General features: G+C 63.8%; 22 protein-coding genes and 1 pseudogene. 14 read left to right on the forward strand and 9 right to left on the reverse strand.

Annotated features, from left to right (window positions below):
* Nucleotides 1-96: 96 nt before the first annotated feature.
* Entirely contained in the window at nucleotides 97-1,029 is a 933-nt protein-coding gene (locus tag LPA35_RS13835) for a LysR family transcriptional regulator (RefSeq protein ID WP_055400828.1), read from the reverse strand.
* Nucleotides 1,030-1,290: 261 nt separating this feature from the next.
* On the opposite strand from LPA35_RS13835, the gene LPA35_RS13840 reads away from it, so the two are divergent.
* Genes LPA35_RS13840 through LPA35_RS13850 form a run of 3 tightly spaced genes read left to right on the forward strand, consistent with a single transcriptional unit; the run spans nucleotide 1,291 to nucleotide 4,221 of the window.
* Complete coding sequence (locus LPA35_RS13840; protein ID WP_121422278.1) at nucleotides 1,291-1,848, forward strand: TRAP transporter small permease; 558 nt, start codon at nucleotides 1,291-1,293, stop codon at nucleotides 1,846-1,848.
* Nucleotides 1,845-3,143, forward strand: a complete 1,299-nt coding sequence (locus tag LPA35_RS13845; protein ID WP_228897374.1) for a TRAP transporter large permease — start codon at nucleotides 1,845-1,847, stop codon at nucleotides 3,141-3,143. Before LPA35_RS13840 ends, LPA35_RS13845 begins: the two co-directional genes overlap by 4 nt.
* Before the next feature lie 40 nt (nucleotides 3,144-3,183).
* The gene (locus LPA35_RS13850) at nucleotides 3,184-4,221 is read left to right on the forward strand and encodes a DctP family TRAP transporter solute-binding subunit (protein WP_121507577.1); all 1,038 of its coding nucleotides are present in this window, start codon (nucleotides 3,184-3,186) and stop codon (nucleotides 4,219-4,221) included.
* 153 nt (nucleotides 4,222-4,374) lie between these two features.
* Here LPA35_RS13850 and LPA35_RS13855 read toward each other — a convergent pair.
* The 4 genes and pseudogenes from LPA35_RS13855 to LPA35_RS13870 all read right to left on the reverse strand — a co-directional run bounded on the left by LPA35_RS13855 (nucleotide 4,375) and on the right by LPA35_RS13870 (nucleotide 8,808).
* Nucleotides 4,375-5,343, reverse strand: a pseudogene (locus LPA35_RS13855) (IS1595 family transposase).
* Nucleotides 5,344-5,449: 106 nt separating this feature from the next.
* Nucleotides 5,450-5,806 carry a nucleotide pyrophosphohydrolase gene (locus LPA35_RS13860; protein WP_228897375.1) on the reverse strand — a complete coding sequence of 119 codons (357 nt, stop codon included), beginning with the start codon at nucleotides 5,804-5,806 and terminating at the stop codon, nucleotides 5,450-5,452.
* A 71-nt stretch (nucleotides 5,807-5,877) separates the two neighbouring features.
* On the reverse strand, nucleotides 5,878-6,810 hold the full coding sequence (locus LPA35_RS13865; RefSeq protein ID WP_228897376.1) for a 2-hydroxyacid dehydrogenase: 933 nt from the start codon (nucleotides 6,808-6,810) through the stop codon (nucleotides 5,878-5,880).
* A gap of 138 nt (nucleotides 6,811-6,948) precedes the next feature.
* Nucleotides 6,949-8,808, reverse strand: coding sequence for an ABC transporter ATP-binding protein/permease (locus LPA35_RS13870; protein WP_228897377.1), 1,860 nt, complete (start codon nucleotides 8,806-8,808; stop codon nucleotides 6,949-6,951).
* A 130-nt stretch (nucleotides 8,809-8,938) separates the two neighbouring features.
* Here LPA35_RS13870 and LPA35_RS13875 point away from each other — a divergent pair, with 130 nt between their 5' ends.
* On the forward strand, nucleotides 8,939-9,361 hold the full coding sequence (locus LPA35_RS13875) for an acyl-CoA thioesterase (protein ID WP_121422273.1): 423 nt from the start codon (nucleotides 8,939-8,941) through the stop codon (nucleotides 9,359-9,361).
* A 63-nt stretch (nucleotides 9,362-9,424) separates the two neighbouring features.
* Here the strand turns inward: LPA35_RS13875 and LPA35_RS13880 are convergent, their stop codons facing one another.
* Nucleotides 9,425-9,988, reverse strand: a complete 564-nt coding sequence (locus LPA35_RS13880) for a polymer-forming cytoskeletal protein (protein WP_228897378.1) — start codon at nucleotides 9,986-9,988, stop codon at nucleotides 9,425-9,427.
* 176 nt (nucleotides 9,989-10,164) lie between these two features.
* The gene (locus LPA35_RS13885) at nucleotides 10,165-10,653 is read right to left on the reverse strand and encodes a thioesterase family protein (RefSeq protein ID WP_176888282.1); all 489 of its coding nucleotides are present in this window, start codon (nucleotides 10,651-10,653) and stop codon (nucleotides 10,165-10,167) included.
* 634 nt (nucleotides 10,654-11,287) lie between these two features.
* On the opposite strand from LPA35_RS13885, the gene LPA35_RS13890 reads away from it, so the two are divergent.
* The 7 genes from LPA35_RS13890 (at nucleotide 11,288) to LPA35_RS13920 (ending at nucleotide 19,524) form a co-directional block, all read left to right on the forward strand.
* Complete coding sequence (locus LPA35_RS13890; protein WP_121422272.1) at nucleotides 11,288-12,163, forward strand: branched-chain amino acid ABC transporter permease; 876 nt, start codon at nucleotides 11,288-11,290, stop codon at nucleotides 12,161-12,163.
* A 3-nt stretch (nucleotides 12,164-12,166) separates the two neighbouring features.
* The gene (locus LPA35_RS13895; protein ID WP_228897379.1) at nucleotides 12,167-13,243 is read left to right on the forward strand and encodes a branched-chain amino acid ABC transporter permease; all 1,077 of its coding nucleotides are present in this window, start codon (nucleotides 12,167-12,169) and stop codon (nucleotides 13,241-13,243) included.
* 186 nt (nucleotides 13,244-13,429) lie between these two features.
* Nucleotides 13,430-14,269, forward strand: a complete 840-nt coding sequence (locus LPA35_RS13900; protein ID WP_108498495.1) for an ABC transporter ATP-binding protein — start codon at nucleotides 13,430-13,432, stop codon at nucleotides 14,267-14,269.
* The gene (locus tag LPA35_RS13905) at nucleotides 14,266-15,084 is read left to right on the forward strand and encodes an ABC transporter ATP-binding protein (RefSeq protein ID WP_108498494.1); all 819 of its coding nucleotides are present in this window, start codon (nucleotides 14,266-14,268) and stop codon (nucleotides 15,082-15,084) included. Before LPA35_RS13900 ends, LPA35_RS13905 begins: the two co-directional genes overlap by 4 nt.
* 6 nt (nucleotides 15,085-15,090) lie before the next feature.
* Nucleotides 15,091-16,947 carry a long-chain fatty acid--CoA ligase gene (locus tag LPA35_RS13910; RefSeq protein ID WP_228897380.1) on the forward strand — a complete coding sequence of 619 codons (1,857 nt, stop codon included), beginning with the start codon at nucleotides 15,091-15,093 and terminating at the stop codon, nucleotides 16,945-16,947.
* Between the two features lie 119 nt (nucleotides 16,948-17,066).
* The gene (locus tag LPA35_RS13915; RefSeq protein ID WP_056059375.1) at nucleotides 17,067-18,233 is read left to right on the forward strand and encodes an ABC transporter substrate-binding protein; all 1,167 of its coding nucleotides are present in this window, start codon (nucleotides 17,067-17,069) and stop codon (nucleotides 18,231-18,233) included.
* 127 nt (nucleotides 18,234-18,360) lie between these two features.
* Entirely contained in the window at nucleotides 18,361-19,524 is a 1,164-nt protein-coding gene (locus LPA35_RS13920) for an acyl-CoA dehydrogenase family protein (RefSeq protein WP_228897381.1), read from the forward strand.
* A gap of 72 nt (nucleotides 19,525-19,596) precedes the next feature.
* Here LPA35_RS13920 and LPA35_RS13925 read toward each other — a convergent pair whose 3' ends face one another.
* Nucleotides 19,597-19,899: a hypothetical protein gene (locus LPA35_RS13925; protein WP_225581100.1), complete on the reverse strand. Its 303-nt coding sequence runs from the start codon at nucleotides 19,897-19,899 to the stop codon at nucleotides 19,597-19,599.
* 145 nt (nucleotides 19,900-20,044) lie between these two features.
* On the opposite strand from LPA35_RS13925, the gene LPA35_RS13930 reads away from it, so the two are divergent.
* The 3 genes from LPA35_RS13930 (at nucleotide 20,045) to LPA35_RS13940 (ending at nucleotide 24,507) form a co-directional block, all read left to right on the forward strand.
* Nucleotides 20,045-21,250: an acetyl-CoA C-acetyltransferase gene (locus LPA35_RS13930; RefSeq protein ID WP_108498492.1), complete on the forward strand. Its 1,206-nt coding sequence runs from the start codon at nucleotides 20,045-20,047 to the stop codon at nucleotides 21,248-21,250.
* Nucleotides 21,251-21,273: 23 nt separating this feature from the next.
* Nucleotides 21,274-23,457: a 3-hydroxyacyl-CoA dehydrogenase NAD-binding domain-containing protein gene (locus LPA35_RS13935; RefSeq protein ID WP_228897382.1), complete on the forward strand. Its 2,184-nt coding sequence runs from the start codon at nucleotides 21,274-21,276 to the stop codon at nucleotides 23,455-23,457.
* 108 nt (nucleotides 23,458-23,565) lie between these two features.
* A complete protein-coding gene (locus LPA35_RS13940) occupies nucleotides 23,566-24,507 on the forward strand; it encodes an MrcB family domain-containing protein (RefSeq protein WP_228897383.1) in 942 nt (313 codons plus the stop codon).
* 60 nt (nucleotides 24,508-24,567) lie between these two features.
* On the opposite strand, the gene LPA35_RS13945 is transcribed toward LPA35_RS13940, so the two are convergent.
* Nucleotides 24,568-25,467: a 3-keto-5-aminohexanoate cleavage protein gene (locus LPA35_RS13945; protein ID WP_228897384.1), complete on the reverse strand. Its 900-nt coding sequence runs from the start codon at nucleotides 25,465-25,467 to the stop codon at nucleotides 24,568-24,570.

Genomic DNA, 25,467 nt, shown 5'->3' on the forward strand with positions numbered 1-25,467 from the left:
ACCCAGCGATGGCGCCGACTGTACGTGTCGTTACCGTGAAATTCCAATGCCGTTTGCGCGCGCAACTATGCAAAGTGTTTATATCCGTATTTACCCTTAGCATGACCCGGCCTGCGCTTGAAGGTACATCCACAGCGCCTGTGCCGTGCCTTTGGGAGCCTCTTTGCCCGCTGGTTTCTCACGGTAGGCGCGCACATCCATGGTCATCTGCAGGCCTTCGCTATCGACCGGTGCTGCGCTGACCAGGCGGCGCGAACGCAATTCTTTCTTCACGGCGCTGTGCGGCAGAAAGGCCACGCCATGGCCTTCGAGCGCCATGGCCTTGAGGCCCTCGGCCATGTCGGTTTCGTACACGCGCTCCAGATGGATGGGCGTGCCGGATTCCTTCAGGATCAGTTCGGTCACGCGCCCCAGATAGGCGCCCGGGGCGTAGCCCAGGTAGGGCAGTGGCTGCCCGGCCCGGCCCGGCAGGCGGTGCACGGGTTGTCCGTCGGCGTCGGCCTTGCTGTAGGGGGAGATCACTTCCTGCCCCAGGCTCACCATCTCGTAACGGTCGGCATCCAGCTGGAAGGGCTGCGAAGGGTGGTGGTAGGCAATCAGCAGATCGCACCCGCCCTCCACCAGGCGCATCACGGCGTCGTGCACGTTCAACGCAATCAGCCGGCTTTTAAATGGCCCAAACTTGTCGTGCAAGCTCGACACCCAGGCCGGGAAAAACGTGAACGCCAGCGTGTGCGGCACGGCGAACTCGATCATGTCCTTGCCCGCGCTGGTGTGCGCCCGCAGCATGGCACGCGTGTTCTGTAGCGCCTGCAGCACTTCCAGAGACTGGTCGTACAGGGTCTTGCCAGCCGGAGTGAGTCGGGTGGGGTAAGAGCTGCGGTCCACCAGATCGGTGCCAGCCCAGGCTTCCAGCGCCTGGATGCGCCGCGAGAACGCGGGCTGCGTCACATGCCGCAGCTGCGCTGACCGGCTGAAGCTGCGGGTTTCCGCAAGACTGACGAAATCTTCAAGCCACTTGGTTTCCATCGGCGCATTATCCGCGCGGGCGCTGCAACGTGCTGGCACCGGGCATCAGGGTTTCCACAGGCCCGTGCGCCTGCGGCCCTCGGCTCCATGCGCGTCTCCCGGCTGCGCTGGCCCCCGCACCAATGCTGTGCATGCATAGCGAGCGACGCATAATACCCAGCGCGTCTACCCCGCTTCTCCCTCGGTCAACGCCCCAGGTGCACAACGCCGCCGGGCAGCAAGATCGGCATTTGCCCCGTGTTCTTCTGACTCCCCGCGTTCATGTCCACCTCCACTCCCGATGGGCAGCCCTCTGCGCCCATAGTGCCTGCAGCGCCCGCTGCCGCTGACGAACCCCGCTCCCTGCGCCTGGAAGACTGGCTCATCGTCCTGACCATGGCCGCCCTGGCGCTCATCACCTTTGTGAACGTGGTGTTGCGCTATTTCACCGATGCGTCCTTCGCCTGGACCGAAGAAATATCGGTGTTCCTGATGATCGTGCTGGCCATGGTCGGCGGCTCCGCCGCCGTGGCGCGCCAGTTGCACATACGCATCGAGTTCTTTGCCGATGGCGGCTCCGAGCACCGGCGTCAGGTGCTGGCGCAGTTTGGTGCTCTCATGGTGGCGCTGTTGTTTGGGCTCATCACGGTGCTGAGCATCCGCGTGGTGTGGGACGACTACCGGTTTGAAGAGACATCGCCCGGCATCGGTGTGCCGCAGTGGTGGTACACCGTCTGGCTGCCTGTGCTGTGCGCGCTGACCACAGCCCGGGCACTGCAACTGTTTGCCCGCCTGCGGCGTGCATCGGCCGCATCGACCGCACCGAAGGCCCGCCCGTGATCGCTACCCTGCTGTTTGTCGCCTTCCTGGGCATGATGTTTCTGGGCGTTCCGATTGGTGCGGCCCTGGGTCTTGCGGGCGCCACGGCGATTGCCGTGGCCAATGCCGAGACCCCCTGGTTCGGCCTGCTGGCCGTGCCGCAGAACTTCTACGCAGGCCTGGGCAAATACCCGCTGCTGGCCATCCCGATGTTTGTGCTGGTGGGCTCGATCTTCGACCGCTCAGGCGTGGCGCTGCGGCTGGTGAACTTTGCGGTGTCCATCGTGGGCCGAGGGCCCGGCATGCTGCCGCTGGTGGCGATTGCCGTGGCCATGTTCCTGGGCGGCATCTCCGGCTCGGGCCCTGCTACCGCAGCGGCGGTGGGTGGCGTCATGATCGCCGCCATGGCGCGCGCCGGGTATCCCGCTGCCTACTCGGCGAGTGTGGTGGCGGGCGCAGCAGCCACCGACATCCTCATCCCGCCCTCGGTGGCGTTCATCGTGTATTCGGTGCTGGTGCCGGGCGCCTCGGTGCCCGCCTTGTTTGCCGCAGGCATGTTCCCAGGCATCCTGGCGGGCATTGCGCTGATCGTGCCCGCCGTGTGGCTGGCACGGCACCACAAGATGGGTGGCGCTGAAGCCGACATGCCCCGCCCGCCGTTCTGGCGCAGCCTGCGCGAGGCGGCGTGGGGGCTGGCCGCGCCGGTGGTGATTCTGGGCGGCATGCGCGCCGGCTGGTTCACTCCCACCGAGGCTGCCGTGGTGGCCGTGTTCTACGGCCTGTTTGTGGGCATGTGCATTCACCGCACGGTCCGTGTGCGCGACCTGTTCACCATCCTGCGCGAAGCCGGTGAACTGTCGGCCGTGATCCTCGTGGTGGTATCGCTGGCTGGCATCTTTGCGTTCTCGCTGTCCACCCTGGGAGTGATCGACCCCATCACCCGCACCATCGTGCAGTCGGGGCTGAGCGAGCAGGGTGTGCTCGGCGTGCTGATCGTCATGCTGCTGATCGCAGGCATGTTCCTCGACGGCATCTCCATCTTCCTGATCTTTGTGCCCCTGCTCATGCCCATCATGCAGCACTACCAGTGGGACGTGGTGTGGTTCGGCGTGGTGCTGACCCTCACGGTGGCCATCGGCCAGTTCACCCCGCCCATGGCCGTGAACCTGATGGTGTCCAGCAAGATTGCCGGTGTACGCATGGAGCAGACCACCCGCTGGGTCGTCTGGCTGGTGCTGGCCATGACGCTGGCGATGCTGCTGGTCGTCGTGTTTCCGCAGATTGCGCTCTGGCTGCCCCAACGGCTGGGCTACTGATTTTTCCTCACCCATTCACCATCCAACAAGGAGACAACCGATGAAACTGCGCACCTTCCTCACCTCTGCCGTGGCCGCTGCAGCCGCCCTGGCCTTCACCGCACCTGCCGCCATCGCACAAACTGCGTACAAGAGCGAATACCGCATGTCGCTGGTGCTGGGCCCCGCATTCCCGTGGGGCAAGGGCGGCGAGCTGTGGGCCAACAAGGTCCGCGAGCGCACCAATGGCCGCATCAACATCAAGCTCTACCCCGGCGTGTCGCTGATCCAGGGCGACCAGACGCGTGAATTCAGCGCGCTGCGCCAGGGCGTGATCGACATGGCCGTGGGCTCCACCATCAACTGGTCGCCCCAGGTCAAGCAACTCAACCTGTTCTCGCTGCCCTTCCTGTTCCCCGACTACGCCGCCGTGGACGCCGTGACGCAGGGCGATGTGGGCAAGAGCATCTTCGCCACGCTGGACAAGGCCGGTGTGATGCCACTGGCCTGGGGCGAGAACGGCTACCGCGAAATCTCCAACTCCAAAAAGGCCATCAAGAGCCCTGAAGACCTCAAAGGCCTGAAGATTCGCGTGGTGGGCTCGCCGCTGTTCCTCGACACCTTCACCGCCCTGGGCGCCAACCCCACGCAGATGAGCTGGGCCGACGCACAGCCCGCTTTTGCCAGCGGCGCGGTGGACGGACAGGAAAACCCGTTATCCATCTTCACCGCCGCCAAGCTGCACAGCGTGGCGCAAAAGCACATCACGCTGTGGGGCTACGTGAACGATCCGCTGATCTTTGTGGTGAACAAGGAGATCTGGAACAGCTGGACCCCAGCCGACCGCGAGATCGTCAAGCAAGCCGCCATCGACGCGGGCAAGGAAGAAATCGCCCTGGCCCGCAAGGGCGTGGTCGAAGCCGACAAACCTCTGCTCAAAGACATCGCCGCACTGGGCGTGACGGTGACCCAGCTGAGCCCCGCCGAACGCGCCGCCTTTGTGAAGGCCACACGCCCGGTATATGACAAGTGGAAGGGCCAGATTGGTGCCGACCTGGTGACCTCGGCCGAGAAGGCGATTGCGGCCCGCAAGCAATAAGTCAGGCGCTGGTTCGCCAAAGCCTCCAATAAAAGCCCCGCTCGCGGGGCTTTTTGCTGTCGCTGGATCGTTGCAGGGTGCGAGCCGGTCGCTTCACTATTGATAGCTTTCAATGCTTACCAGTAAAGCGCCAGAGGCACTTTTCAGGCTCTTCTAGCGAATGCTAGTGACGTCTTGATTCCCCATGGCCGTCCCCAGCACCAGGGCGGGCTGTGTGCCCATCGGGCCTGATCGGTCCAACAACCTGAACCACCCCAGGTACGAATCAAGGTATTTCGTTGCAACGCCCTTGAAGTGCTGCATCCAGCCGCGCAGCCTGCTGACATAGGCATTGACGTTCTGCACATGCCAGGGGCCGCTCACCCGCTGGCCCCGGCTCACGTTCACTGCCTGGTGCTGCACACCCAAGAGTCGCGCTGCACTGGCCAGAGTGACGCTGCCATCGGTGCACAGGATGGTGTCCGGTGGCAACAAGGGCTTGAGTGCCGCTTGCACACTGACGGCCTTGTTCGTCTCCAGGATGAGGTTGACCGTTGCTCCCGCACGGTCTCGCGCCATCAGTACGGGTGTTTACTCCGAACCCTTGCAGCCAGCCAGCGCTTTACCTCCCCGGCGACGGGCCTTGCGCAGCAACCCTCTTTGGCCTTTGCAGGAGACCAGGAAGTAGGACTCATCGGCTTCGGCAATGCCCACAAGCTGGCGAGCCTGCTGGTTGCTTGGGCAGGCCAGGAAGCGGTGGCGCCAGCGAAAGGCGGTGCTTTGCGCCACGCCCAGGCGCTGGGCCACCTGATTGAGCGAGAGGCCTTCGCCCAGAGCTTGTGCCTGACCCATCCACTTGTCCCGCAGATGCAAACGCGCCAGCGGTGTGCCAGTCAAGGCGTTGAAGGTGCGTGCGCAATGGCGGCACTTGAAACGTTGAAGCCCATTGGCCGAGCCGTTCTTGACGAGCAGGGAGCTGTTGCAACGCGGGCAAGCCCGGGAACCGCCGCTGTGCGCTTCTACAACGGCGATGGCTTGACTGTGATCGAGCAGCGCCTGCAAGGAGCTTGCCAGTTGCTGGCGCTGGTGGTGCGTCAGCTGGGGCAAGCTGTGGATCAAGCGCGTCATCTGTTGCTGTCGCATGGCCTTCTCCTGGGGCAGACGCAAGAGCGTCGTACCTTAAAGATGAGGGCCATAGGGCGCGATTAAAGAGGCATCACTAGCATTCGCTAGAAGAGCCACTTTTCATCTAAATATCACGACCACCCACGGCTGCACCCCCAACGCGCGGCGCCGGGTGTTTGACGGCGTTTTTGCGCAGCTTGTTCTCCACCGCCTGCGCCAGGTCCACACCCGCGTGGTCTGCCAGCTGCAGCAGGTACAGGAGCACATCGGCAACCTCATCGGCAATGGGCTCCGTGAGCGCCGGGTCATCACGTACCGCCAGCGACTGCTCGGGGGTCATCCACTGAAAAATCTCGGTCAGTTCTGCCGCTTCCACCATCAGCGCCATCGCCAGGTTCTTGGGGGTGTGAAACGGCTGCCACTGCCGCTCTGCGGCAAAGACGCGCAGCCGCGCCTGCAAGGCATCGACATCCAGAGACATTGCAAAAACTCCTGATTTGATAGCTGCTTGCGCTTATCCATAAAGCGCTAGAGCCATTTTTCATTCAAATTTCAGAGCGGAGACACCGGCGCCTCGCCTGCCAGATGGCGGCGAGCGTTTTCCAGGAAACGGTCCACCGAAGCCTGCACCGCTTCGGGCGACCAGCCCGCCACATGGGGTGTCAGCACCACATTGTCCAGGTCCAGCAGTTCAGCCGGGGGCGCGGGCTCGCTCTCGTACACATCCAGGCCTGCTGCCGCAATGCGGCCTTCGACCAGCGCGGCGGTCAGGGCGGCGGTATCGATCACGCTGCCGCGCGCGATGTTGACCACCACGCCGCGCGCGCCCAGGGCATTCAGCACGTCTGCGTTGACCAGGTGCTTGGTGCCCGCGCCACCGGGCGTGGCGACCACGAGGAAGTCCGACCATTCGGCCAGCGCCTTTACATCGCCAAAGTAGCGGTACGGCACATCGGTGCGCGCGCTGCGGTTGTGGTAGCCCACCTCGATCTCGAAGCCCAGCGCGCGCTGTGCGATCTTCTTGCCGATGGTGCCCAGGCCGATGATGCCCAGGCGCTTGTGCGACACGTTGGGAGGCAGCGGCAAGGCCGTGCGCCAGATGCCCGCGCGCGTGGCCTTATCCAGCGGCAGGATGCGGCGCTGCGCGGCAATCAGCAGGCCCCAGGTGTGGTCGGCCACGCAGTCGTCATTGGTGCCCGCGCCCGTGGCCACCACAACGCCCCGCGCCTTGGCGTGGGCCACGGCGATGTTCTCGTAGCCTGCGCCCAGCGCGCAAATCAGCGTGAGCGCAGGCAACGCATCGATCTGCGCGGCTGAGAGGCCCGTGGCGCCGATGGTCAGGACCACGGTGATGCGCGCGCCATGCTCGGCAATGGCGGCTGCGGCCTGCGCAGCGTCGGGCGCGTAGACCAGCTCGAACGACTGCGCCATCTGGGCGCGATGTTCTTCGGACAGGAACATGAGGGCAAGCAGTACAGGCTTCATGGGATAGTGCAATCTCGAAAAAAGAAAACGGGACGCTACGCTTTGCATCGTGCGCTTCGCGCAGAGCGTACAAAACCGGCGCGGCCCAGGCGCGGGACGCCTAGCAAGGGCCGCCCCGCAGCGATGGCGTCGTCCCCCTCAGGGGGAAGGCGCCGCAGGCGACTCAGGGGGGGCCTCCTGCTGGAGCGACCACATGCTCGCGTAGCGGCCACCCTGGGCCAGCAGTTGCGCGTGCGTGCCGCGCTCGATGATGCGGCCCGCGTCCATGACCAGGATCTCGTGCGCATCCACCACGGTGGAGAGGCGGTGCGCAATCACCAGCGTGGTCTTGTTCTGCGCCACGCCCTGCAGCTCGGCCTGGATGGCGCGTTCGTTGGCGGAGTCCAGCGCGCTGGTGGCCTCGTCAAAGATCAGGATGGGCGGGTTCTTGAGCAAGGTGCGGGCAATCGCTACGCGCTGCTTTTCACCGCCCGAGAGCTTGAGCCCGCGCTCGCCCACCATGGTGGCGTAGCCCTTGGGCGTGCTGGCAATGAAGTCGTGGATGCGTGCGGCACGGGCGGCGGCTTCGATCTCATCCTGGCTGGCACCAGTGCGGCCATAGGCGATGTTGTAGGCCACCGTGTCGTTGAACAGCACCGTGTCCTGCGGGACGATGCCAATCGCCTGGCGCACGCTCGCCTGCGTCACGCTGCGGATCTCCTGCCCCGCAATGGTGATGCGCCCCTCCTGGATGTCGTAGAAGCGAAACAGCAGCCGGGCCAGTGTGGACTTGCCCGAACCCGAAGGCCCCACCACCGCCACCGTCTTGCCCGCCGGTATCTCGAAGCTGATGCCCTGCAGGATGGGCCGGCCGCTGCTGAGGTCGCTGCCTTGGCGCACGTCGTAGGAAAAGCGCACGTTCTCAAAACGCACGGTGGGCTGGCTCAGCCCCGCCAGCGGCTGGGCGCCGGGTGCGTCGGCCACTTCGCGCTCTTTGTCCATGAGCGTGAACATCTTGTCCAGGTCGGTGAGGCTCTGCTTGATCTCGCGGTAGATCACGCCCAGAAAGTTGAGCGGGATGTACAGCTGGATCATGAAGGCGTTGACCATGACGAGGTCGCCCAGCGTCATGCGGCCATCGACCACGCCCTGTGTGGCGCGCCACAGCATGGCCACCAGGCCCACGGCAATGATGAGCTGCTGGCCGGTGTTGAGCATCGATAACGTGGTCTGGCTTTTGAGGCGGGCCAGGCGCAACCGCTCCAGGCTTTCGTCGTAGCGGCGGGCCTCGAAGCCTTCGTTGTTGAAGTACTTGACCGTCTCGTAGTTGAGCAGCGAATCCACGGCCTTGGAGTGTGCTGCCGAGTCGAACTCGTTGGCCTCGCGGCGGAACTTGGTGCGCCACTCGGTCACCAGCACCGTGTAGGCGATGTACAGCACCAGCGCGGCCAGCGTGATCCAGGCAAACCAGGCATCGAACTTGACGGCCAGCACACTCAACACCAGGATCACCTCGATCAAGGTGGCAAACACGTTGAACAGCGAAAACGAGATCAGTGACTCGATGCCGCGCACACCGCGTTCGATGTCGCGCGTCATGCCGCCGGTCTGGCGCTCCAGGTGAAAGCGCAGGCTCAGCGCGTGCAGGTGCTCAAAGGTCTGCAGCGCAATCGAGCGCGCTGCGCCCTGCGTAGCCTTGGCAAACACCAGCTCGCGCAGCTCGGTGAACAGCGAAGTGGACAGGCGCAGCGCCCCGTACGCCACCAGCAAGCCCACCGGCACCACCAGCAGCGCGGCGGGGTCACCAGGCTTGAACGCCATCGCGTCCACCAGTGTCTTGAGCAGCAGCGGCACGCTGACGTTGGCCAGCTTGGCGCCCACCATGAACACAATGGCCGCCACCACGCGCCACTTGTATTGCCACAGGTAAGGGAGGAGCCGCCTCAGCGTGACCCAGTCGGACTTGGGGGGCGCGGGCGTGCCAGGGGTGGGGGGGGCGGTTTCGCCAAGGTGGCGCATGGGGGACAATTCCGGTTGTTGTTGTTTTTACCGACCCGGCTGATGCCAAGGTGGTTTTTTGCGGGCCAGCCGCCTTGCAAAACCCCAGGTTCCGACAAGGATTGGCTCAGCCCCAACCGAGATTGTGCCCATGTCTGCCGTTTTCAGCCCACCACCCGCCGCATTGCCCACCGACAAGGAACTGGTGCTCAAGGTCATACCCATGCCCGCCGACACCAATGGCAATGGCGACATTTTTGGCGGCTGGGTGATGGCGCAGGTGGACTTGGCGGGCTCTGTGCTGCCCGCGCGCTACATCCAGGGGCGCATGGCCACGGTGGCCGTCAACGAATTCATCTTCAAGCAGCCCGTGCGCGTGGGCGACATCCTGTCGTTCTTCTCGTCCATCACGCGGGTGGGCAACACCTCGGTCACCGTGGAGGTGGAGGTGTATGCCGAACGGTTTACCGACCAGGGCCGGTATGTGAAGGTGACGGAGGCGCGCCTGACCTATGTGGCCATCGACGACCAGGGCAGGCCGCGCCCGGTGCCCAAGCACAACGCGCCGGCGTGAGAACACGGAAGGTCGGCTCGCGCAAACCGCGCCTGGCGGTGCGCGGACGCCTTCTTGGACCGGTCAGGCGGCCAGTGCAGTGGCCGGTTCGGTGCGCAGAGGAGCTGCCGTGCGCTGCAGAGTGCTGCTGGATGACGAGGGCGAGAACCCGGCCTCGATCTCACCCGCCAGCTGACCGCCCTCTTCCACCACCAGTTTGCCGTAGCGGATCTTGCCGTTGACCTTGCCGGTGCTGTAGATCACCAGCTTCTGGCGCACGGTGAGTGTGCCGTTGAACTCGCCATGGATCTCGGCAATGTCGATCTCGGCAGAGCCCTTGAAGGCGCCATGCTCAGCAATCTGGATCACGCGCGAATCCATGGTGGCTTCCACCGTGCCTTCGACCACGAGGGTGTCGCAATCGGTAATTTCCACGCCCTTGAGCTTGATGTTCGGGCCCACCGTGAGCTTGCTGCCCGAGCTGTCGCTGCTGCTGGCGGCCTTGGGGACAGCAGGGCTGGGCACCGGCTGTGCAGCCGCAGCACTGCTCGCCGCTGAGCTCCCCAATACGGAGCCTGAAGTGGTGCTGTTGCGGGGTTGGAACGACTCGGGTTCACGCTTGCCAAAGAAGGGGTTTTGCACGGCCATCAGATCTCCTTGAAAAGAGAGTCATCGTAGGTATCGCGCCCCGTGAAAGATGCCCTGGTTACGCAAGAACGGTAACCAAACGGTTCTCTCGTAGCATGCGCTTGCAAGGCTTGCGGGATCACACATCCGGCGCATGGCAACGCCCCGTGGCGAGGCGGCTCAGCAGCGCGCCCGAATCAAGAGACGATGTAAGCCGCAGCTCCGGCTGACATGATCTGCCCATCCGGCCCCAGAAACTCCATGCGCGTGGTTGCGACACGAGAACCCAGGCGCAGCACCTGCGCGCGCAATTCGAAGTGGCTGCCAATGCCGGGGCGCAGGTAGTCGATGCGCAGATCGATGGTGCCCAGCTTGGCAAAGCGGTGCAGGCGCTGCTCGGGTGCTTCATCCAGGTGTTTGGCGCCAATCGCGGCCATCACGGCCAGCCCGCCCATGGCGTCGAGCCCTGCGCTGATCACGCCGCCGTGGATGCGGTTGTAGGCATAGTGGCCCACCAGGTCCGGTTTCATGTCGATGCGACCCACCACACCATCGGGAGCCAGTGACGTGATCTTCAGGCCCAGCACCTGGTTGAACACGATTTTTTCTTCAAAGATGGATTTGAGCCCGGCAATGAACTCGGGCTCAAAGGCTTGCGGGGCTGGGGTGGCGGTGGATTTGCTCATGGGTCTCCTGGGGGTCACTGCGGGATGGTGCGTGCAATCGAAACCATCCAGATGCTCCTGATTTTGTAGCTTCTCACGCTTAATAGATAAGCGCTAGAGGCTATTTTTACTTAAAACTGGCCGTGACGCACTTGCCCTGCGGCAAACCGCGAGGCGCCGCGCAGTGCTTCGGCCAGGCATTCGCGGCCGCCCGCCTATTCCTGCAGCAAGGCTCGCCGTAACAGCAGCCCTTCGGCGGCGAGCGCGCTGGTGCGGGCTGTGCTGGCATCCACCGCGTTTTGCACATCGGGCCTGCGCCATGTCACCAGCGTGACACCACCTTGCACTTCAACCTCTGCGGATATGCGGCTCTCCTGTGGCCCGGCGTCAGAACCTGTTCACCCACCCGACGTTACTCCTATTGCGCAGGGTGCAGCACTGCGTCAATATCCGCCGCTACCCGCTCGCCCGCCCCATCAGGGTTAGCCCCGAGTGCGGTATGCACAGCGCGCGTGCACCATTATTTATACAAAGCAATCGCTTTGTATAAATATTCTGCAGGACCTGCGCAAGCGACGATGCGGCCATCCCATGCCCACGAGGCATCCACCCCGCATTTACCCGCTTTGCGTATCACTTATTCTGGAGAGCCAGTGTGCAATTTGTGCAACTGTTGATCAGCGGTGTCTCGCAGGGGTGCATCTACGGGCTGATCGCGCTCGGGTTCGTGCTTATCTACAAAGCCACGGAGACCGTGAGCTTTGCCCAGGGCGAACTCATGATGCTCGGCGCTTTCTGTGGCCTGGCGCTCATGACCGTGCTGGGCTTTCCCTTCTGGGTGGCGGTGCTCGCCAGCATCCTGGCCATGGGGCTGTTTGGCACGGTGCTGGAGCGCGCAGTGATCCGCCCCATCCTGGGCCAGCCCGCGTTCTCCATCGTCATGCTCACCATCGGCATCGGCTACGTGCTGCGCGGCCTTGTCACGATGATCCCCAACATCGGCACCGACACCCACACGCTGCCCGTGCCCTACAAGGACCAGTCCCTGCGCTTGGGCGAGCTGGTGGTCAGCGCCGAGCAGCTGGTGGTGATCGGCGCCACAGGCGTGCTGTGCGTGCTGCTGTTTGCCATGTTCCGCTACAGCAAGCTCGGCATTGCGATGCAGGCCGCGTCGCAGAACCAGCTGGCGGCCTACTACATGGGCATTCCCGTGCAGCGCCTTAACGGCCTGGCCTGGGGGCTTGCCGCGGCGGTGGCGGCGGTAGCCGGGCTGCTGTTGGCGCCCATCACCTTTGTGCACGCCAACATGGGGCTGATCGGGCTCAAGGCCTTCCCCGCCGCCGTGGTGGGCGGCTTTGGGAGCCTGCCCGGGGCCATCGTGGGCGGGCTGGTGATTGGCATTGTCGAATCGCTCTCGGGCTTCTATCTGCCCGATGGGTTCAAGGACACAGCCGCGTACATCGTCGTGCTGATCATGCTGATGGTCAAACCCAACGGACTGTTCGGCGAGAAGCTGAGAAAGAAAGTCTGACCCATGCGCTTTCTCTTCAAGACCTCGTACGAGCAAGACATTCGCCTCGCCAAACATGGCGGGCATGTGTTCTGGTACAGCCTGCTGTGCCTGGCCCTGGTCGCCGCGCCCTGGGTGGCGCCTGAATACTGGCTAGCACAGCTCACCTTCGTGCTCATCTACGCCATCGTGGGCCTGGGGCTGATGCTGCTGGCGGGCTTCACCGGCTTGTTCTCGCTGGGGCATGCAGCGTTTCTGGGCGTGGGGGCATATACGCAGGCGGTGCTCACTGGCATGGGCTGGCCGTTTGCGCTGTCGCTGGCCTGCGCGGCGGGGCTGTCGGCGGCTGTAGGCGTGGTGGTGGGGCTGCCGGCACTCCGCGTCAAAGGCATCTACCTGGGCATGGCCACGCTGTCCTTCGGCTTCATCGTGGAAGAGGTGTTCGCGCGGTGGGAGTCGGTCACAGGCGGCAACTCCGGCAAGCACCTGGTGCCGCCACAAATCGCGGGCTACTCGTTCGAGACCACAGAGTCGTTCTACTTTCTGTGCCTTGTGATTGCGGTGGTCAGCACCCTCGCCATCCTGAACCTGCTGCGCTCGCCCACGGGCCGTGCGTTTGTCGCCATCCGTGATTCAGAGATCTCCGCACAGAGCATGGGCATCCACCTCGCGCGCTACAAGACGCTGTCGTTCTCCATATCGGCCGCACTGGCAGGCGTCGGCGGTGCGTTGTACGCGCACAAGCTGCAGTTCATCTCGCCCGACCAGTTCAACATCCTGCAGTCCATCGACCTGCTGCTGATGATCGTGATCGGCGGGCTGGGCTCGGTGCATGGAGCGTTCCTGGGCGCCATCTTCCTCATCACCATGCCGCAGATGATTTCGCTCAGCAAGGACTGGCTGCCCGCCGCCATCGGCCAGGCACCGGGCCTGCAGGCGGTGGTCTACGGCGCGGTGCTGATCGCCTTTGTGCTGTTCGAACCCATGGGCCTGTATGGCCGCTGGCTCAAGGTGCGCACCTGGCTGCAGATGTTCCCGTTCTACCGCAAGGGCTTGTTCAAGCGGCAGAAGTCGTTCCAGAAATCAGATCGCTTGAAATGAAGCACCCCCTGAGTCGCTTCGCGCCTTCCCCCTCTCTCGATTCGCTGCGCGATTCGGGAGGGGAACGCCCCCAGCGCGGCGGGGCGGCCCTTGCGCGGGGGCACTGGCCTCGGTCACGCCAGTCGCAAAGGCTGCGGACGGCATTCAGCACACTGGACCAGTGAAATGACCCAAATTGCTGTACCCATGACTGACGAAATCCTGCTCAGCGCCCAGAACCTCAGCGTGCGCTTTGGCGGCGTGCTCGCGGTCAACAACGTGAGCTTTGACGTGCGCCGTGGCGAGGTGTTCACCCTCATCGGCCCCAACGGCGCGGGCAAGACGACGGTGTTCAACCTCATCAGCCGCATCTATACGCCCACCACCGGCACCATCGCCTATGCGGGCCCGGGCGGCGCCCTGCTGCCGCTGACCGACCAGCCGCCGCACAAGGTAGCGGGCCTGGGCATTGCACGCACCTTCCAGAACATCGAACTCTTCGAGCACGCAAGCGTGCTGCACAACCTGCTGATCGGCCGCCACACCCGGCAGCACAGCAGCCTGTGGGCCGAGATGTTCTTCACGCGCAAGGTGCGTGAAGGCGAAGTTCAGGCCCGGGAGAAGGCCGAGCAGGTCATCGACTTTCTCGACCTGCAGCACTACCGCGACACCATGGTGGCCGGCCTGCCCTACGGCGTGCGCAAGGTGGTGGAGCTGGCACGTGCGCTGTGCACTGAGCCGCAGTTGCTGCTGCTCGACGAGCCCTCGTCGGGCCTGAACGTGGAGGAGACGGACGACATGGCCTTCTGGATCCAGGACATCCAGCACGAGCTGGGCATCACCGTGCTGATGGTAGAGCACGACATGTCGCTGGTCTCCAAGGTATCCGACCGCGTGCTGGCCATGAACCAGGGCGAGGTGGTGGCGATGGGCACGCCGCGCGAGGTGCAGACGCACCCCGGGGTGATCGAGGCGTATCTGGGCACCATCGACGATGTGAGCAACCTGCGCCGCCCGGCGGGGTCTCACATGGGGGTTCGGGCATGAGCGCCGTACTTGCCGCTACCAGCACACCAGTTGCTGCAGCAGCTGACCAACCCCTGCTGCGCCTGCAGAACGTGGAAAGTGCCTACGGCCCCATCAAGGCCATCCGGGGCGTCAGCCTGCAGGTGCGGCGCGGCGAGATCGCCGCCGTGCTGGGCAGCAACGGCGCGGGCAAGACCACCATCCTGAAGACCATCAGCGGCATCATCGACCCGCGCAAGGGCTCCATCGAATTCGCGGGCGCCGACATCACTGCCAACGACCCGGCAGCGATCGTGCGTCGGGGCCTGATGCACGTGCCCGAGGGGCGCGAGGTGTTCCCGCTGCTCTCGGTGCGCGACAACCTGCTGATGGGAGCCTATACGCGCGCCGACAAGGACGCAGTGGCGCGCGACATCGAAACCGTGTTCGGCTACTTCCCCATCCTGAAGGAGCGCGCCGCGCAGGACGCGGGCCTGCTGTCGGGAGGGCAGCAGCAGATGCTGGCGATCTCGCGCGCGCTCATGGCCAATCCTGAGCTGATCCTGCTGGACGAGCCCAGCCTGGGCCTGTCCCCCAAGCTCACCAAGGAGATCTTCGAGATCGTGGTGCGCATCAACCGTGAGCGCGGTACCACCATCTTGCTGGTGGAGCAGAACGCCAACATGGCGCTCAACGCGTCGGACTACGGCTACGTGCTGGAGAACGGGCGCATCGTGATGGAAGACAGCTGCGAGCGCCTGCGCGAGAAGGACGACATCAAGGAGTTCTACCTTGGGATGAAAGATGTCGGCGTGCGCGGAGAGCGGCGCTGGAAGAAAAAGAAGACCTGGAGATAAGCGCAAATGTCTAACCTCTGGGACCTCGATCACATCCAGCCCGCAGGCACCGACGTGCTCGCGGGCGACACCATCGCCGCCATGTTCTGGAACGCCGTGGCCGAGCGCGGCCCGCGCGTGTGGATGCGCCAGAAGGAGCTGGGCATCTGGAAGAGCTGGACCTGGGACCAGACGGCCGAAGCCGTGCGGGAGATTGCGGGCGGCCTGATGTCGCTCGGTTTTGCGCCCGGCGAATGTGCATCCATCCTGTCCAACACCAACATCGAATGGGTGCTGGCCGATCTGGCCGTGCTGAGCTGCGGCGGCGTAGCCAATGGCATTTACCCCACTGACGCGGCGGCGCAGGTGCACTACCTGAGCGAAGACTCTCGCACCACCGTGCTGTTTGTGGAAGACGATGAACAGCTCGACAAGGCCCTGGAAGTGCGCAGCAGCCTGCCCCTGCTGCGCAAGGTGGTGGTGTTCGACATGGAAGGCCTGCGCAGCCTGAACGACCCCGATGTGCTGAGCCTTGCGGGCTTGCGCGAGCTGGGCAGTGCCTGGAACACGCAACACCCCGACGCGCTGATGCAGCGCGTCAAGGCCTGCCGCCCCGAAGACCTGGCCATCCTGGTCTACACCTCGGGCACCACCGGTAAACCCAAGGGCGCCATGCACACGCACGCCGCGCTCACCTACACCGTGCGCGGCTACAACACGCTGATCTCGCGCAGTGAGGCTGACGAGACCATGTGTTTTCTGCCCCTGTGCCACATTGCCGAACGCATGGGCGGCGAATACTTCTCGCTCTACACCGGCGCGCGCCTGAACTTTGTCGAGAACCCCGACACCGTGCCCGAGAACGTGCGAGAGATCGCGCCCACCGTGTTCACCGCCGTGCCGCGGGTATGGGAGAAGTTCTATTCGGGCGTGATGATCGCGCTCAAGGAATCCACGCGCATGCAGCAGGCGGCCTATGCCTGGTCGATTGGCGTGGGCACCCGCATCGCTGACTTGGTGCTGGCCGGACAGCCGGTGGGCGGTTGGCTGAAGGCGCAGTTCATGCTGGCGCGCTTTCTGGCGCTCAACAATGTGCGCAAGCTCATCGGCATCCACCGTGCGCGCTTTCTGGTCACAGGCGCAGCGCCCATTTCGCCCGATCTGGTGAAGTGGTACCTGGCGCTGGGTGTGCCCATGCTGGAGGTGTGGGGCATGACCGAGACCTGCGGCGCCTCCACCGGTGTGCCGGCCAGCCGCATCAAACCCGGCTCCATCGGCCCCGCGGCCAGCTACAACGAGGTGCGCATCGACCCCGCCACGGGAGAAATCCTGGTGCGTGGCCCCAATGTGTTCAAGGGCTACCTCAACCAGCCCGAGAAAACCGCCGAAACCATCGACCCCGAAGGTTGGCTGCACACGGGCGATGTGGGCCTGATCGACGCTGATGGCTACCTGCGCATCACCGACCGCATGAAGGACATCATCATCACGGCGGGCGGCAAGAACATCACGCCGAGCGAGCTGGAGAACGAACTCAAGTTCAGCCCCTACATCACCGACGCGGTGGTGATTGGCGACAAGCTGCCCTACCTCACGGTGATCATCATGATCGACCAGGAGAACGTGGAGAAGTACGCACAGGACAACGACGTGCCGTTCTCCAACTACGCCAGCCTGACCCGCACGCGCGAGGTGCAGGAGCTGATCCAGGCCGAGATCGACCGTGTCAATGCAAAGTTCGCCCGCGTGGAGCAGATCAAGAAGTTCTTCCTGCTCGACACACAGCTCACGGCCGAGGACGAAGAGCTGACACCCACCATGAAGCTCAAGCGCAAGCTGGTGCAGCAGAAGTACGCACCGCAGATTGAGGCGATGTACCGGTAGGTGCGCACGTCACGCAACCACAGGCCACGCCCATCAGGATAGGGAAAGTGCTGGTGCCCCACCCCGGGCATCGTTCTATAACGAGCAACCGAGTTCGATCCAACCAAAGGAGACGTGCCATGAAGTTTCATCACATTGCCGCGCTGGCCATCGTGGCCATGGCCGGAGGTGCTGCACAGGCCCAGCCCAGCCAGGGCGTGAGCAAGGACACCATCACGCTGGGTTCCATCCAGGATCTGTCCGGCCCGCTGGCGGGCTTTGGCAAGCAGGTGCGGCTGGGCATGATGCTGCGCGTGGACGAGGCCAACGAGCAAGGCGGCGTCAATGGCCGCAAGCTGGACCTGAAGGTGGAAGACTCGGGCTACGACCCCAAGAAAGCCGTGCTGGCCGCGCAGAAGCTGGTCAACCAGGACAAGATCTTCATGATGGTGGCGCACATCGGCACGGCGCAGAACCTGGCCGCCATGCCGGTGCAGTTCAGCAAGAATGTGATCAACTTCTTCCCGGTGACGGCCGCGCGGGAAATGTACGAGCCCTTCCACAAGCTCAAGTATTCGTTTGCCGCCACTTACTACGACCAGATCCGCCTTGCCGCCCCCAAGCTCATCAAGGAAAAAGGCGCCAAGAAGATCTGCACCATCTACCAGGACGATGAATTTGGCCTGGAGGTGATGCGCGGGGGCGAGGCGGCACTCAAGTCCATGGGCATGGACTTCACCGAGAAGACCTCGTACAAGCGCGGCGCCACCGACTTCTCTTCACAGGTCGCCAAGATGAAGTCGTCCGAGTGCGACTTCGTGATCCTGGGCACCATCATTCGCGAGACCATCGGCACGATTGGCGAGGCGCGCAAGACGGGCTTCAACCCCACCTTCCTGGGCTCCAGCGCCGCCTACACCGACCTCATCCACAAGCTGGGCGGCAAGCCCATGGACGGGCTGTACGCCACCATGACGGTGCAACACCCCTACCTGGATGAAGCCAGCCAGCCCATCCGCTTCTGGGCCAACAAGTACAAGACCAAGTTCAACGAAGACCCCACCGTGTTCTCGGTCTACGGCTACAACGCCATCGACGCCTTCATCAAGGCGGCCCAGAAGGCGGGCCCCAACCTGAGCACCGACAGCTTCATCAAGGCCATGGACACCATGGTGATTCCGCCCGACATGTTCGGCAGCGCCGAGGGCACCTTTGGCCCACAAAAGCGCCTGGGCAGCGATCTTTCTCGCCTGTCGCAGATCACCGATGGCAAGTGGAAGGTGGTCTCCGACTACGTCAAGCCATGAGCGCCTGACCCGCCTCCTTCAAGCCGCCTTCGGGCGGCTTTTGCGTTCCAGGGGGTGCATCCCGGCTCAGTCGGTGGCAGAATTTAACCAAGCAGTAACTTTGCATAAATAACCTGGTTGCCCCACCATGATCGAACGCACCCTTTTCCAGCCCGACCATCAGGCCTTTGCCGACAGCTTTCGCCGCTTCATCGACAAGGAAGTGACGCCCCACCATGCCGACTGGGAAGACCAGGGGTACGTGGCGCGCGATGTGTGGAGCCAGGCAGGCGCCAACGGCTTTCTGTGCATGAGCCTGCCCGAGGAATACGGCGGTGCCGGGGCCGACAAGCTGTATTCGGTGGCGCAGATGGAAGAGCTGGCGCGTGCAGGCACCACCGGCATCGGCTTTGGTCTGCACAGCGAGATCGTGGCGCCGTACATCCTGCACTACGGCACCGAGGCACAAAAGCGCAAGTACCTGCCGCAGATGGCCAGCGGCGCCATGGTGGGCGCCATCGCCATGAGCGAGCCGGCTGCGGGCAGCGACCTGCAAGGCATCAAGACCACGGCCATCAAAAGTGCGGACGGGTCGCACTATGTGCTGAACGGCAGCAAGACCTTCATCACCAACGGCTGGCATGCCGACCTGGTGATCGTGGTCGCCAAGACCGACCCGGCGGCCGGGGCCAAGGGCACCAGCCTGTTGCTGGTGGAGCGCGGCATGCCCGGTTTTGAAAAAGGCCAGCGCCTCAAGAAGATGGGCATGAAGGCGCAGGACACGTCCGAGCTGTTCTTCAACGACGTGCAGGTGCCGGTGGACAACCTGCTGGGCGGCCCCGCCATGGAAGGGCGTGGCTTCATCTGCCTGATGGAGCAGCTGCCCTGGGAGCGCCTGCAGATCGCCATCACCGCCGTGGCCGCCGCCCAGGCCGCCATTGACTGGACGCTGGACTACGTCAAGCAGCGCAAGGTCTTTGGCCAGAGCGTGGCGTCATTTCAAAACACCCGCCACACCCTGGCCGAGCTGCAAACGCAGGTGCAGGTGGCCCGCGTGTTCGTGGACAAATGCTGTGAGCTGATCGTGCGCGATCAGCTCGACACCGAAACCGCCAGCATGGCTAAGTACTGGACGACCGACCTGCAGTGCAAGGTGATGGACGAATGCGTGCAGCTGTTTGGCGGCTATGGCTACATGTGGGAATACCCCATCACCCGCGCGTATGCCGACGCACGCGTGCAGCGCATTTATGGCGGCACCAACGAGATCATGAAAGAAGTGATTGCACGGGCCATGGGCCTGGGCAAATAACGGAATGCACCGCGCCGTGAATAAAGCAGTGCCCGACTCCCTGCACCACGCCGCAGTGGACGCCGAATGCCGCTACAGATACCAGGCGGCGCGCGCTTCTTCGGGGCTGAGCGGCGCACCGGGGCGGCGGTCGGTGACATTCAGCCAGGAGCGCACACCCTGGCTGCCACTCAGCGCGCGCATCAGCAACAAGCCTGCGCCAATTCCGCGAATGGCCGCCGAGCTGCGGCTGGGCGCCATGAAGGCCGCCACCGCCAGCGCACTGGATGCAGCCAGCACGACATGGTGCTCCAGCGCAAACCCTTCGCGCGTGTCGTCGTATTCGATGGCGCTGCGCGCGATGCGCTGCAATGCAGGGGATGTATTTCGTTCCATAACCAGAAATGTAGACAGCAACTGCCGAAAGATAGTGCAAAAACCACTGCACCCGCGTCAGAAAGCACCTTGTAGTGGCGTGAGCCAGCCCAGCTGCTTTACCGCCGCACTGCTTGAAGTTTAGAGAAACCACCGGAGACCATTCATGACCGAAGCCTATGTATTCGATGCGCTGCGCACCCCGCGCGGCAAGGGCAAGAAGGACGGCACCTTGCACGAGGTCAAGCCCATCGACCTGCTGGTGGGCCTGCTGACCGAACTGCAAGCGCGCCACCGCTTTGACACCGCGGCAGTGGACGACGTGGTCATGGGCATCGTCTCGCCCGTGGGAGAACAGGGCTCGGTTTTACCGAAGGTGGCAGCGCTGAAGGCTGGGTGGGACTTTCGCTGTGCGGGCGTGCAGGTCAACCGCTTTTGCGCATCGGGCCTCGAAGCCGTGAACCTGGCCGCGCAGAAGGTGCGCAGCGGCTGGGAAGACCTGGTGGTGGCAGGCGGCGTGGAGAGCATGAGCCGCGTGCCCATCGGCTCCGACGGCGGCGCCTGGGCGCAAGACCCCGCCACCAACTCTGCCACGCTGTTCGTGCCCCAGGGCATCGGCGCCGACCTGATCGCCACGCTGGACGGCTACACCCGCGCCGATGTGGACGCCTTCGCACTCGAATCCCAACGCCGCGCCACCGCTGCGCGCGCAGCGGGCTACTTCAAGAATTCGGTCGTGCCCGTGCGCGACTTCATCGGCCAGACCATCCTGGCCGAAGACGAATTCATCAAGCCCAAGACCACGCTGGAAGGCCTGGGCGCGCTCAAGCCCTCTTTCGAACAACTGGGCGGCATGGGCTTTGACGCCGTGGCGCTGCAGCGCTACCCGCAGGTGGAGCGCATCCACCACGTGCACCACGCGGGCAACTCCTCCGGCATCGTCGATGGCGCGGCTGCCGTGCTCATTGGCAACGAAGCCGCAGCCAAGGCCCACGGCCTCACGCCGCGCGCACGCATCGTGGCCACGGCACTGAGCGGCGCCGACCCCACCATCATGCTCACCGGCCCCGTGCCCGCTGCCAAGAAGGCGCTGGCCCGTGCGGGCATGACCATCGACCAGATCGACCTGTTCGAAGTCAACGAGGCCTTCGCCGCCGTGCCCATGCGCTTCATGCGCGAGCTGGGCGTGCCGCACGACAAGGTCAATGTGAACGGCGGCGCCATCGCCATGGGCCACCCGCTGGGTGCCACGGGCGCCATGATCCTCGGCACCCTGATTGACGAGCTGCACCGCCGGGGCCAGCGCTATGGCCTGGCCACGCTGTGCGTGGGCGGCGGCATGGGCATTGCCACCATCGTCGAGCGAATCTGATTGACTCGGAAGGAGACAACAACATGCAAACCATCCGCTACGAACTCATCCCCGCCCAGGGCACCGAAGGCCAGGTCGCCGTCATCACGTTTGACGAAACCAACTCCCCCGTCAACACCATGTGCCGCCAGTGGCAGCAAGAGCTGGGCGAGGTCACAGCCCAGGTGCTGGGCGACCGCGAACGGCTGGGCGCCGCGCTCAAAGGCATCGTGCTGACATCGGCCAAGACCAGCTTCTTTGCCGGTGCCGACCTCAAGGCCACCATGCGCCTCACACCCGCCGATTCGCCCAACGCGTTTGGCGAAATCGAGCGCATGAAGAAGCACTTTCGCACGCTCGAAACCCTGGGCATCCCCGTGGTGGCCTGCCTCAACGGCGCCGCGCTGGGTGGCGGCTGGGAGGTGGCGCTGGTCGCCCACTACCGCATTGCCGTGGCTGACCCCAAGATCCAGTTCGGCCTGCCCGAGGTCACGCTGGGCCTGATGCCGGGCGCCACCGGCGTGACCAAGATGACGCGCCTGCTGGGCCTGATGGGCGCGCAGCCCTACATCCTGGAAGGCAAGCTCTTCAACCCCGCCGAAGCGCTGGAGCTGCAACTGGTGCACGAGCTGGTCGCCACGCGGGAGCAGCTGCTGCCTGCAGCCCTGGCCCACATCGCCACCCACCCACACGCCGTGCAGCCGTGGGACGACAAGAACTACAAGATGCCCGGCGGCACGCCCGCCAACCCCAAGATTGCAGGCGCCCTCACCGTCGCACCCGCCATGCTCAAGAAGACCACGCGCGGCCGCTACCCCGCGCCCGAGGCAGCGCTGGCCGCCATGGTCGAAGGCGCGATGGTGGACTTTGACACCGCCCTGCGCATCGAAAGCCGCTACCTCGCCCGCCTGATGACCGGCCCCGTGGCGCGCAACATGATCAACACGTTCTTCTTCGACATGAACGCGATCAAGAGCGGCAAGTCGCGCCCCGCTGTAAATGGAGCTGTGGCCCCACGCTACAAGCCGCAAAAGGTCGGCATCCTGGGCGCCGGCATGATGGGCGCGGGCATCGCCTGGGCGCAGGCCAGCCGGGGCATCGCCACCGTGCTCAAGGACGTGAGCGCGGAGAAGGCCGAGGCCGGCAAGGCCTACAGCGCCAAGCTCACGCAAGCCCGGGTGGACAAGGGACGCATGACGGCCGAGGCGCAACAGGCACTGCTGGCCCGCATCACGCCCACCGCCAGCGCGGCCGACCTGGCGGGCTGCGACCTCATCATCGAAGCCGTTTTCGAAAGCCGCGACCTCAAAGCCCAGGTCACGCGCGAAGCCGAGCCACAACTCGCGCCCGACGGCTTCTTTGCCAGCAACACCTCCACCCTGCCCATCAGCGGCCTGGCCACGGCCAGCAGCCGGCCCGAGAAGTTTGTCGGCATCCACTTCTTCAGCCCCGTGGACAAGATGAAGCTGGTGGAGATCATTCGCGGCAAGGCCACCGACGACGAGACCGTGGCCCGCGCGTTCGACTACGTGCAGGCCCTGGGCAAAGTGCCCATCGTGGTCAACGACTCACGCGGCTTCTACACCAGCCGCACCTTCGGCACCTTTGTGATGGAAGGCGCCGCCATGCTGGGCGAAGGTATCCCCGCCGCCGCCATTGAAAACGCCGCCATGCAAGCGGGCCTGCCCGTGGGCCCGCTGGCCGTGCTGGACGAAACCGCGCTGACCCTGAGCGTGCACGTGCTGGACCAGACCCGCGCCGACTACGCGGCCGAAGGCAAGACCTACACCGCCACACCTGGCGAGCTGTTGGTGGAGCGCATGGTCAAGGAGCTGAAGCGCCCCGGCCGCGCGGGTGGTGGCGGCTTTTACGACTACCCCGCAGGCGCCAAGAAGCACCTGTGGCCGGAGCTGAAGCCTCTGTTCGAAAAGCCCAGCGTGGAATGGAGCGTGCAGGAGATCCAGGACCGTTTGCTCTACCGCCAGGCCATCGAAACCGCGCGCTGCCTGGCCGAGGGCGTGTTGACCAGCGTGCATGACGCGAACATTGGGTCGATTTTTGGGATTGGGTTTCCGGCGTGGACGGGGGGGGCAACGCAGTTCATTTATGGAACGGGTGTTGGGGCGTTCTTGAAGCGTGCGGATGAACTGGCGGCGAAGTATGGTGCTCAATTTTCGGTGGATGCAAAAACGCGCGATTCAATCGAAGGATTTCGGCCAACATATTGATCAAATGAAGTCGCCTTTCGCGTTAAGGGCTGCAGTTCAGCGCTATGTTCCACTTGCATAGGCCCACCGCCATACAAGGCGTTGCCGAAAAGTTCCCCTTTAAATCACATGAGCCTTAACGCAGCATTCACTTTGTTCCTCGATGAGTATCCGAAAGCCATGGAACGCAAGTTCGCAGGCGATGCGGTGGCTGACTTCATTCGCAACGAAGTACCGAGGGTTCTAAGCGAAGCAGTTGGGCCAAATCCTCGCTATCTGACCCACGGGAGTCCCGGACAAGGAAACTGGGCACGCGCACCTTGGGCCGCCGTTTACGACCGGTTCATCACTGAGAGCGCGCAAGACAGCTACTACATCGTCTACCTAGTGCGCGAAGATTTCAGAGGCATTCATCTCTCGATCAACCAGGGGGTAACAAGCGCTCGGAAGCAGTACGGGGCAGAGGCAAAAAGGGCGCTGAGAGTGAGAGCCGCCGACTTTCTCGCTCGACTGGGCCCTCTAGCTGACGGACTATTGACTGGCGATCTCGATCTTGCTTCTGGAGGCTCGGCCAATCTCAGCTCTTACTACGAGGCGGGTAACGTTTGCTCCATCTACTACCCCAGAGAAGAGCTGCCTAACGACAACGTTCTTGAAGCGGATCTCCGGCGCTTTGTTGATCTCTATTTCGTACTGGTATCGAGAGAGCCAGAGCTTTTCGAACGTGCTGAAGCCGAGGAGGATGAAAGCAACTTAGGGGAAGAAGATCTCAGAAAATTGCGTGAGCACAAAAGGGTTGAGCGAAACCGAAAACTAGCTCATCGAGCCAAGCTAGCCCATGGCTATACGTGCAAAGCATGCGGTTTCGACTTTGAAGCAAAGTACGGGAGCATTGGGCGAAACTTCATCGAGGCCCATCACCTGCTACCGATCGCCGACTTCAAAGGGCAAAAACTAACTCTGGATGCCAAAAGCGACTTCACGGTACTGTGCGCAAACTGCCACCGAATGATTCACCGCACAGCGCTTGTTCATAGCGCTGAAGAGTTTCGAGCAAAGTACATCATCTAGAAAGTCGAGCTTGGCCTGATAGGGGGACAGCGTTGAGTAATTCGGCACCAGCGCCAATCGCTATAGCTGCGTGCCCGTAGCCTTCAACCCCAACATCCTCCGCGCCTCCTGCGGCGACGCCACCTCCCGCCCCGCATTGCGTGCGTACTCCGCCAGTTTCTCAATCAACGGCCCGTTCGAATCTGCCTTCGCCCCATCCGGCAGATAGAACGTATCTTCCAGCCCCGTGCGCAAATGCCCGCCCAGTTCCGCCACACGTTGGTGCACGGGCCAGATCTCGCTGCGGCCGATGACGGTGGCTTGCCAGGGGGCGTCCTTGATCTTGAGTTTGAGCAGGATGGGCAGCAGGTCCGGGTCCGCAGGCATGCCGGATTCGACGCCCATCACAAAGTTGTATTCGGGCAGGCCCTGCGTGTACATGCCGGTCTGCACATACATCTCCACGCAGCGCACGATGCCCACATCGAAGCACTCAAACTCGGGCAGCGTGCCGGTCTCCAGCATCACGTCGATGAAGTCCTTGACCTTGGCGGGCTGGTTGTCGAACAGCATGGGCGGCCAGGCCCAGGTGCCGTTGCTGCGCACCTTCAGGTAGTTGAGCGAGCCGGCGTTGCACGCCGCCATCTCGGGGCGGGTGGCGCGCAGGCAATCCAGCGGGCCCTGGTAGTGGGGGCCGACCACGCCGGTGGTCTGGTTGATGATCAAACCCGGGCAGGCCTCGCGCATGGCCTGCACGCAGTCGCGCGCCACCTGCGGGTCCCAGCTGGGCAGGTGGCCCTTGCCGGGCTCCTGGTTGCGAAAGTGCACGTGCACCACGGCGGCGCCTGCGTCGTAGGCGCGGCGGGCCTCTTTTGCCAGTTGTCCGGGCGTGACGGGCACATGGTGCTGGCCGGGGTCCGTCAGCACGCCGGTGATGGCGCAGGTGATGATGGCTTTGTTGCTGTGGTCGGTGCTGTGCAT

The organism is Acidovorax sp. Leaf73, from assembly GCF_916855635.1.
GTDB classification, from domain to species: Bacteria; Pseudomonadota; Gammaproteobacteria; order Burkholderiales; family Burkholderiaceae_C; genus Acidovorax; species Acidovorax facilis.

What these genes read in the sequence shown, in the direction of transcription:
- LPA35_RS13945 (WP_228897384.1), bottom strand. Translation starts at nt 25,467, where the DNA reads ATGCACAGCACCGACCACAGCAACAAAGCCATCATCACCTGCGCCATC.
- LPA35_RS13835 (WP_055400828.1), bottom strand. Translation starts at nt 1,029, where the DNA reads ATGGAAACCAAGTGGCTTGAAGATTTCGTCAGTCTTGCGGAAACCCGC.
- LPA35_RS13875 (WP_121422273.1), top strand. Translation starts at nt 8,939, where the DNA reads ATGTCTGCCGTTTTCAGCCCACCACCCGCCGCATTGCCCACCGACAAG.
- LPA35_RS13865 (WP_228897376.1), bottom strand. Translation starts at nt 6,810, where the DNA reads ATGAAGCCTGTACTGCTTGCCCTCATGTTCCTGTCCGAAGAACATCGC.
- LPA35_RS13940 (WP_228897383.1), top strand. Translation starts at nt 23,566, where the DNA reads ATGAGCCTTAACGCAGCATTCACTTTGTTCCTCGATGAGTATCCGAAA.
- LPA35_RS13850 (WP_121507577.1), top strand. Translation starts at nt 3,184, where the DNA reads ATGAAACTGCGCACCTTCCTCACCTCTGCCGTGGCCGCTGCAGCCGCC.
- LPA35_RS13905 (WP_108498494.1), top strand. Translation starts at nt 14,266, where the DNA reads ATGAGCGCCGTACTTGCCGCTACCAGCACACCAGTTGCTGCAGCAGCT.
- LPA35_RS13885 (WP_176888282.1), bottom strand. Translation starts at nt 10,653, where the DNA reads ATGAGCAAATCCACCGCCACCCCAGCCCCGCAAGCCTTTGAGCCCGAG.
- LPA35_RS13860 (WP_228897375.1), bottom strand. Translation starts at nt 5,806, where the DNA reads ATGTCTCTGGATGTCGATGCCTTGCAGGCGCGGCTGCGCGTCTTTGCC.
- LPA35_RS13920 (WP_228897381.1), top strand. Translation starts at nt 18,361, where the DNA reads ATGATCGAACGCACCCTTTTCCAGCCCGACCATCAGGCCTTTGCCGAC.
- LPA35_RS13840 (WP_121422278.1), top strand. Translation starts at nt 1,291, where the DNA reads ATGTCCACCTCCACTCCCGATGGGCAGCCCTCTGCGCCCATAGTGCCT.
- LPA35_RS13900 (WP_108498495.1), top strand. Translation starts at nt 13,430, where the DNA reads ATGACTGACGAAATCCTGCTCAGCGCCCAGAACCTCAGCGTGCGCTTT.
- LPA35_RS13930 (WP_108498492.1), top strand. Translation starts at nt 20,045, where the DNA reads ATGACCGAAGCCTATGTATTCGATGCGCTGCGCACCCCGCGCGGCAAG.
- LPA35_RS13870 (WP_228897377.1), bottom strand. Translation starts at nt 8,808, where the DNA reads ATGCGCCACCTTGGCGAAACCGCCCCCCCCACCCCTGGCACGCCCGCG.
- LPA35_RS13880 (WP_228897378.1), bottom strand. Translation starts at nt 9,988, where the DNA reads ATGGCCGTGCAAAACCCCTTCTTTGGCAAGCGTGAACCCGAGTCGTTC.
- LPA35_RS13910 (WP_228897380.1), top strand. Translation starts at nt 15,091, where the DNA reads ATGTCTAACCTCTGGGACCTCGATCACATCCAGCCCGCAGGCACCGAC.
- LPA35_RS13895 (WP_228897379.1), top strand. Translation starts at nt 12,167, where the DNA reads ATGCGCTTTCTCTTCAAGACCTCGTACGAGCAAGACATTCGCCTCGCC.
- LPA35_RS13925 (WP_225581100.1), bottom strand. Translation starts at nt 19,899, where the DNA reads ATGGAACGAAATACATCCCCTGCATTGCAGCGCATCGCGCGCAGCGCC.
- LPA35_RS13915 (WP_056059375.1), top strand. Translation starts at nt 17,067, where the DNA reads ATGAAGTTTCATCACATTGCCGCGCTGGCCATCGTGGCCATGGCCGGA.
- LPA35_RS13935 (WP_228897382.1), top strand. Translation starts at nt 21,274, where the DNA reads ATGCAAACCATCCGCTACGAACTCATCCCCGCCCAGGGCACCGAAGGC.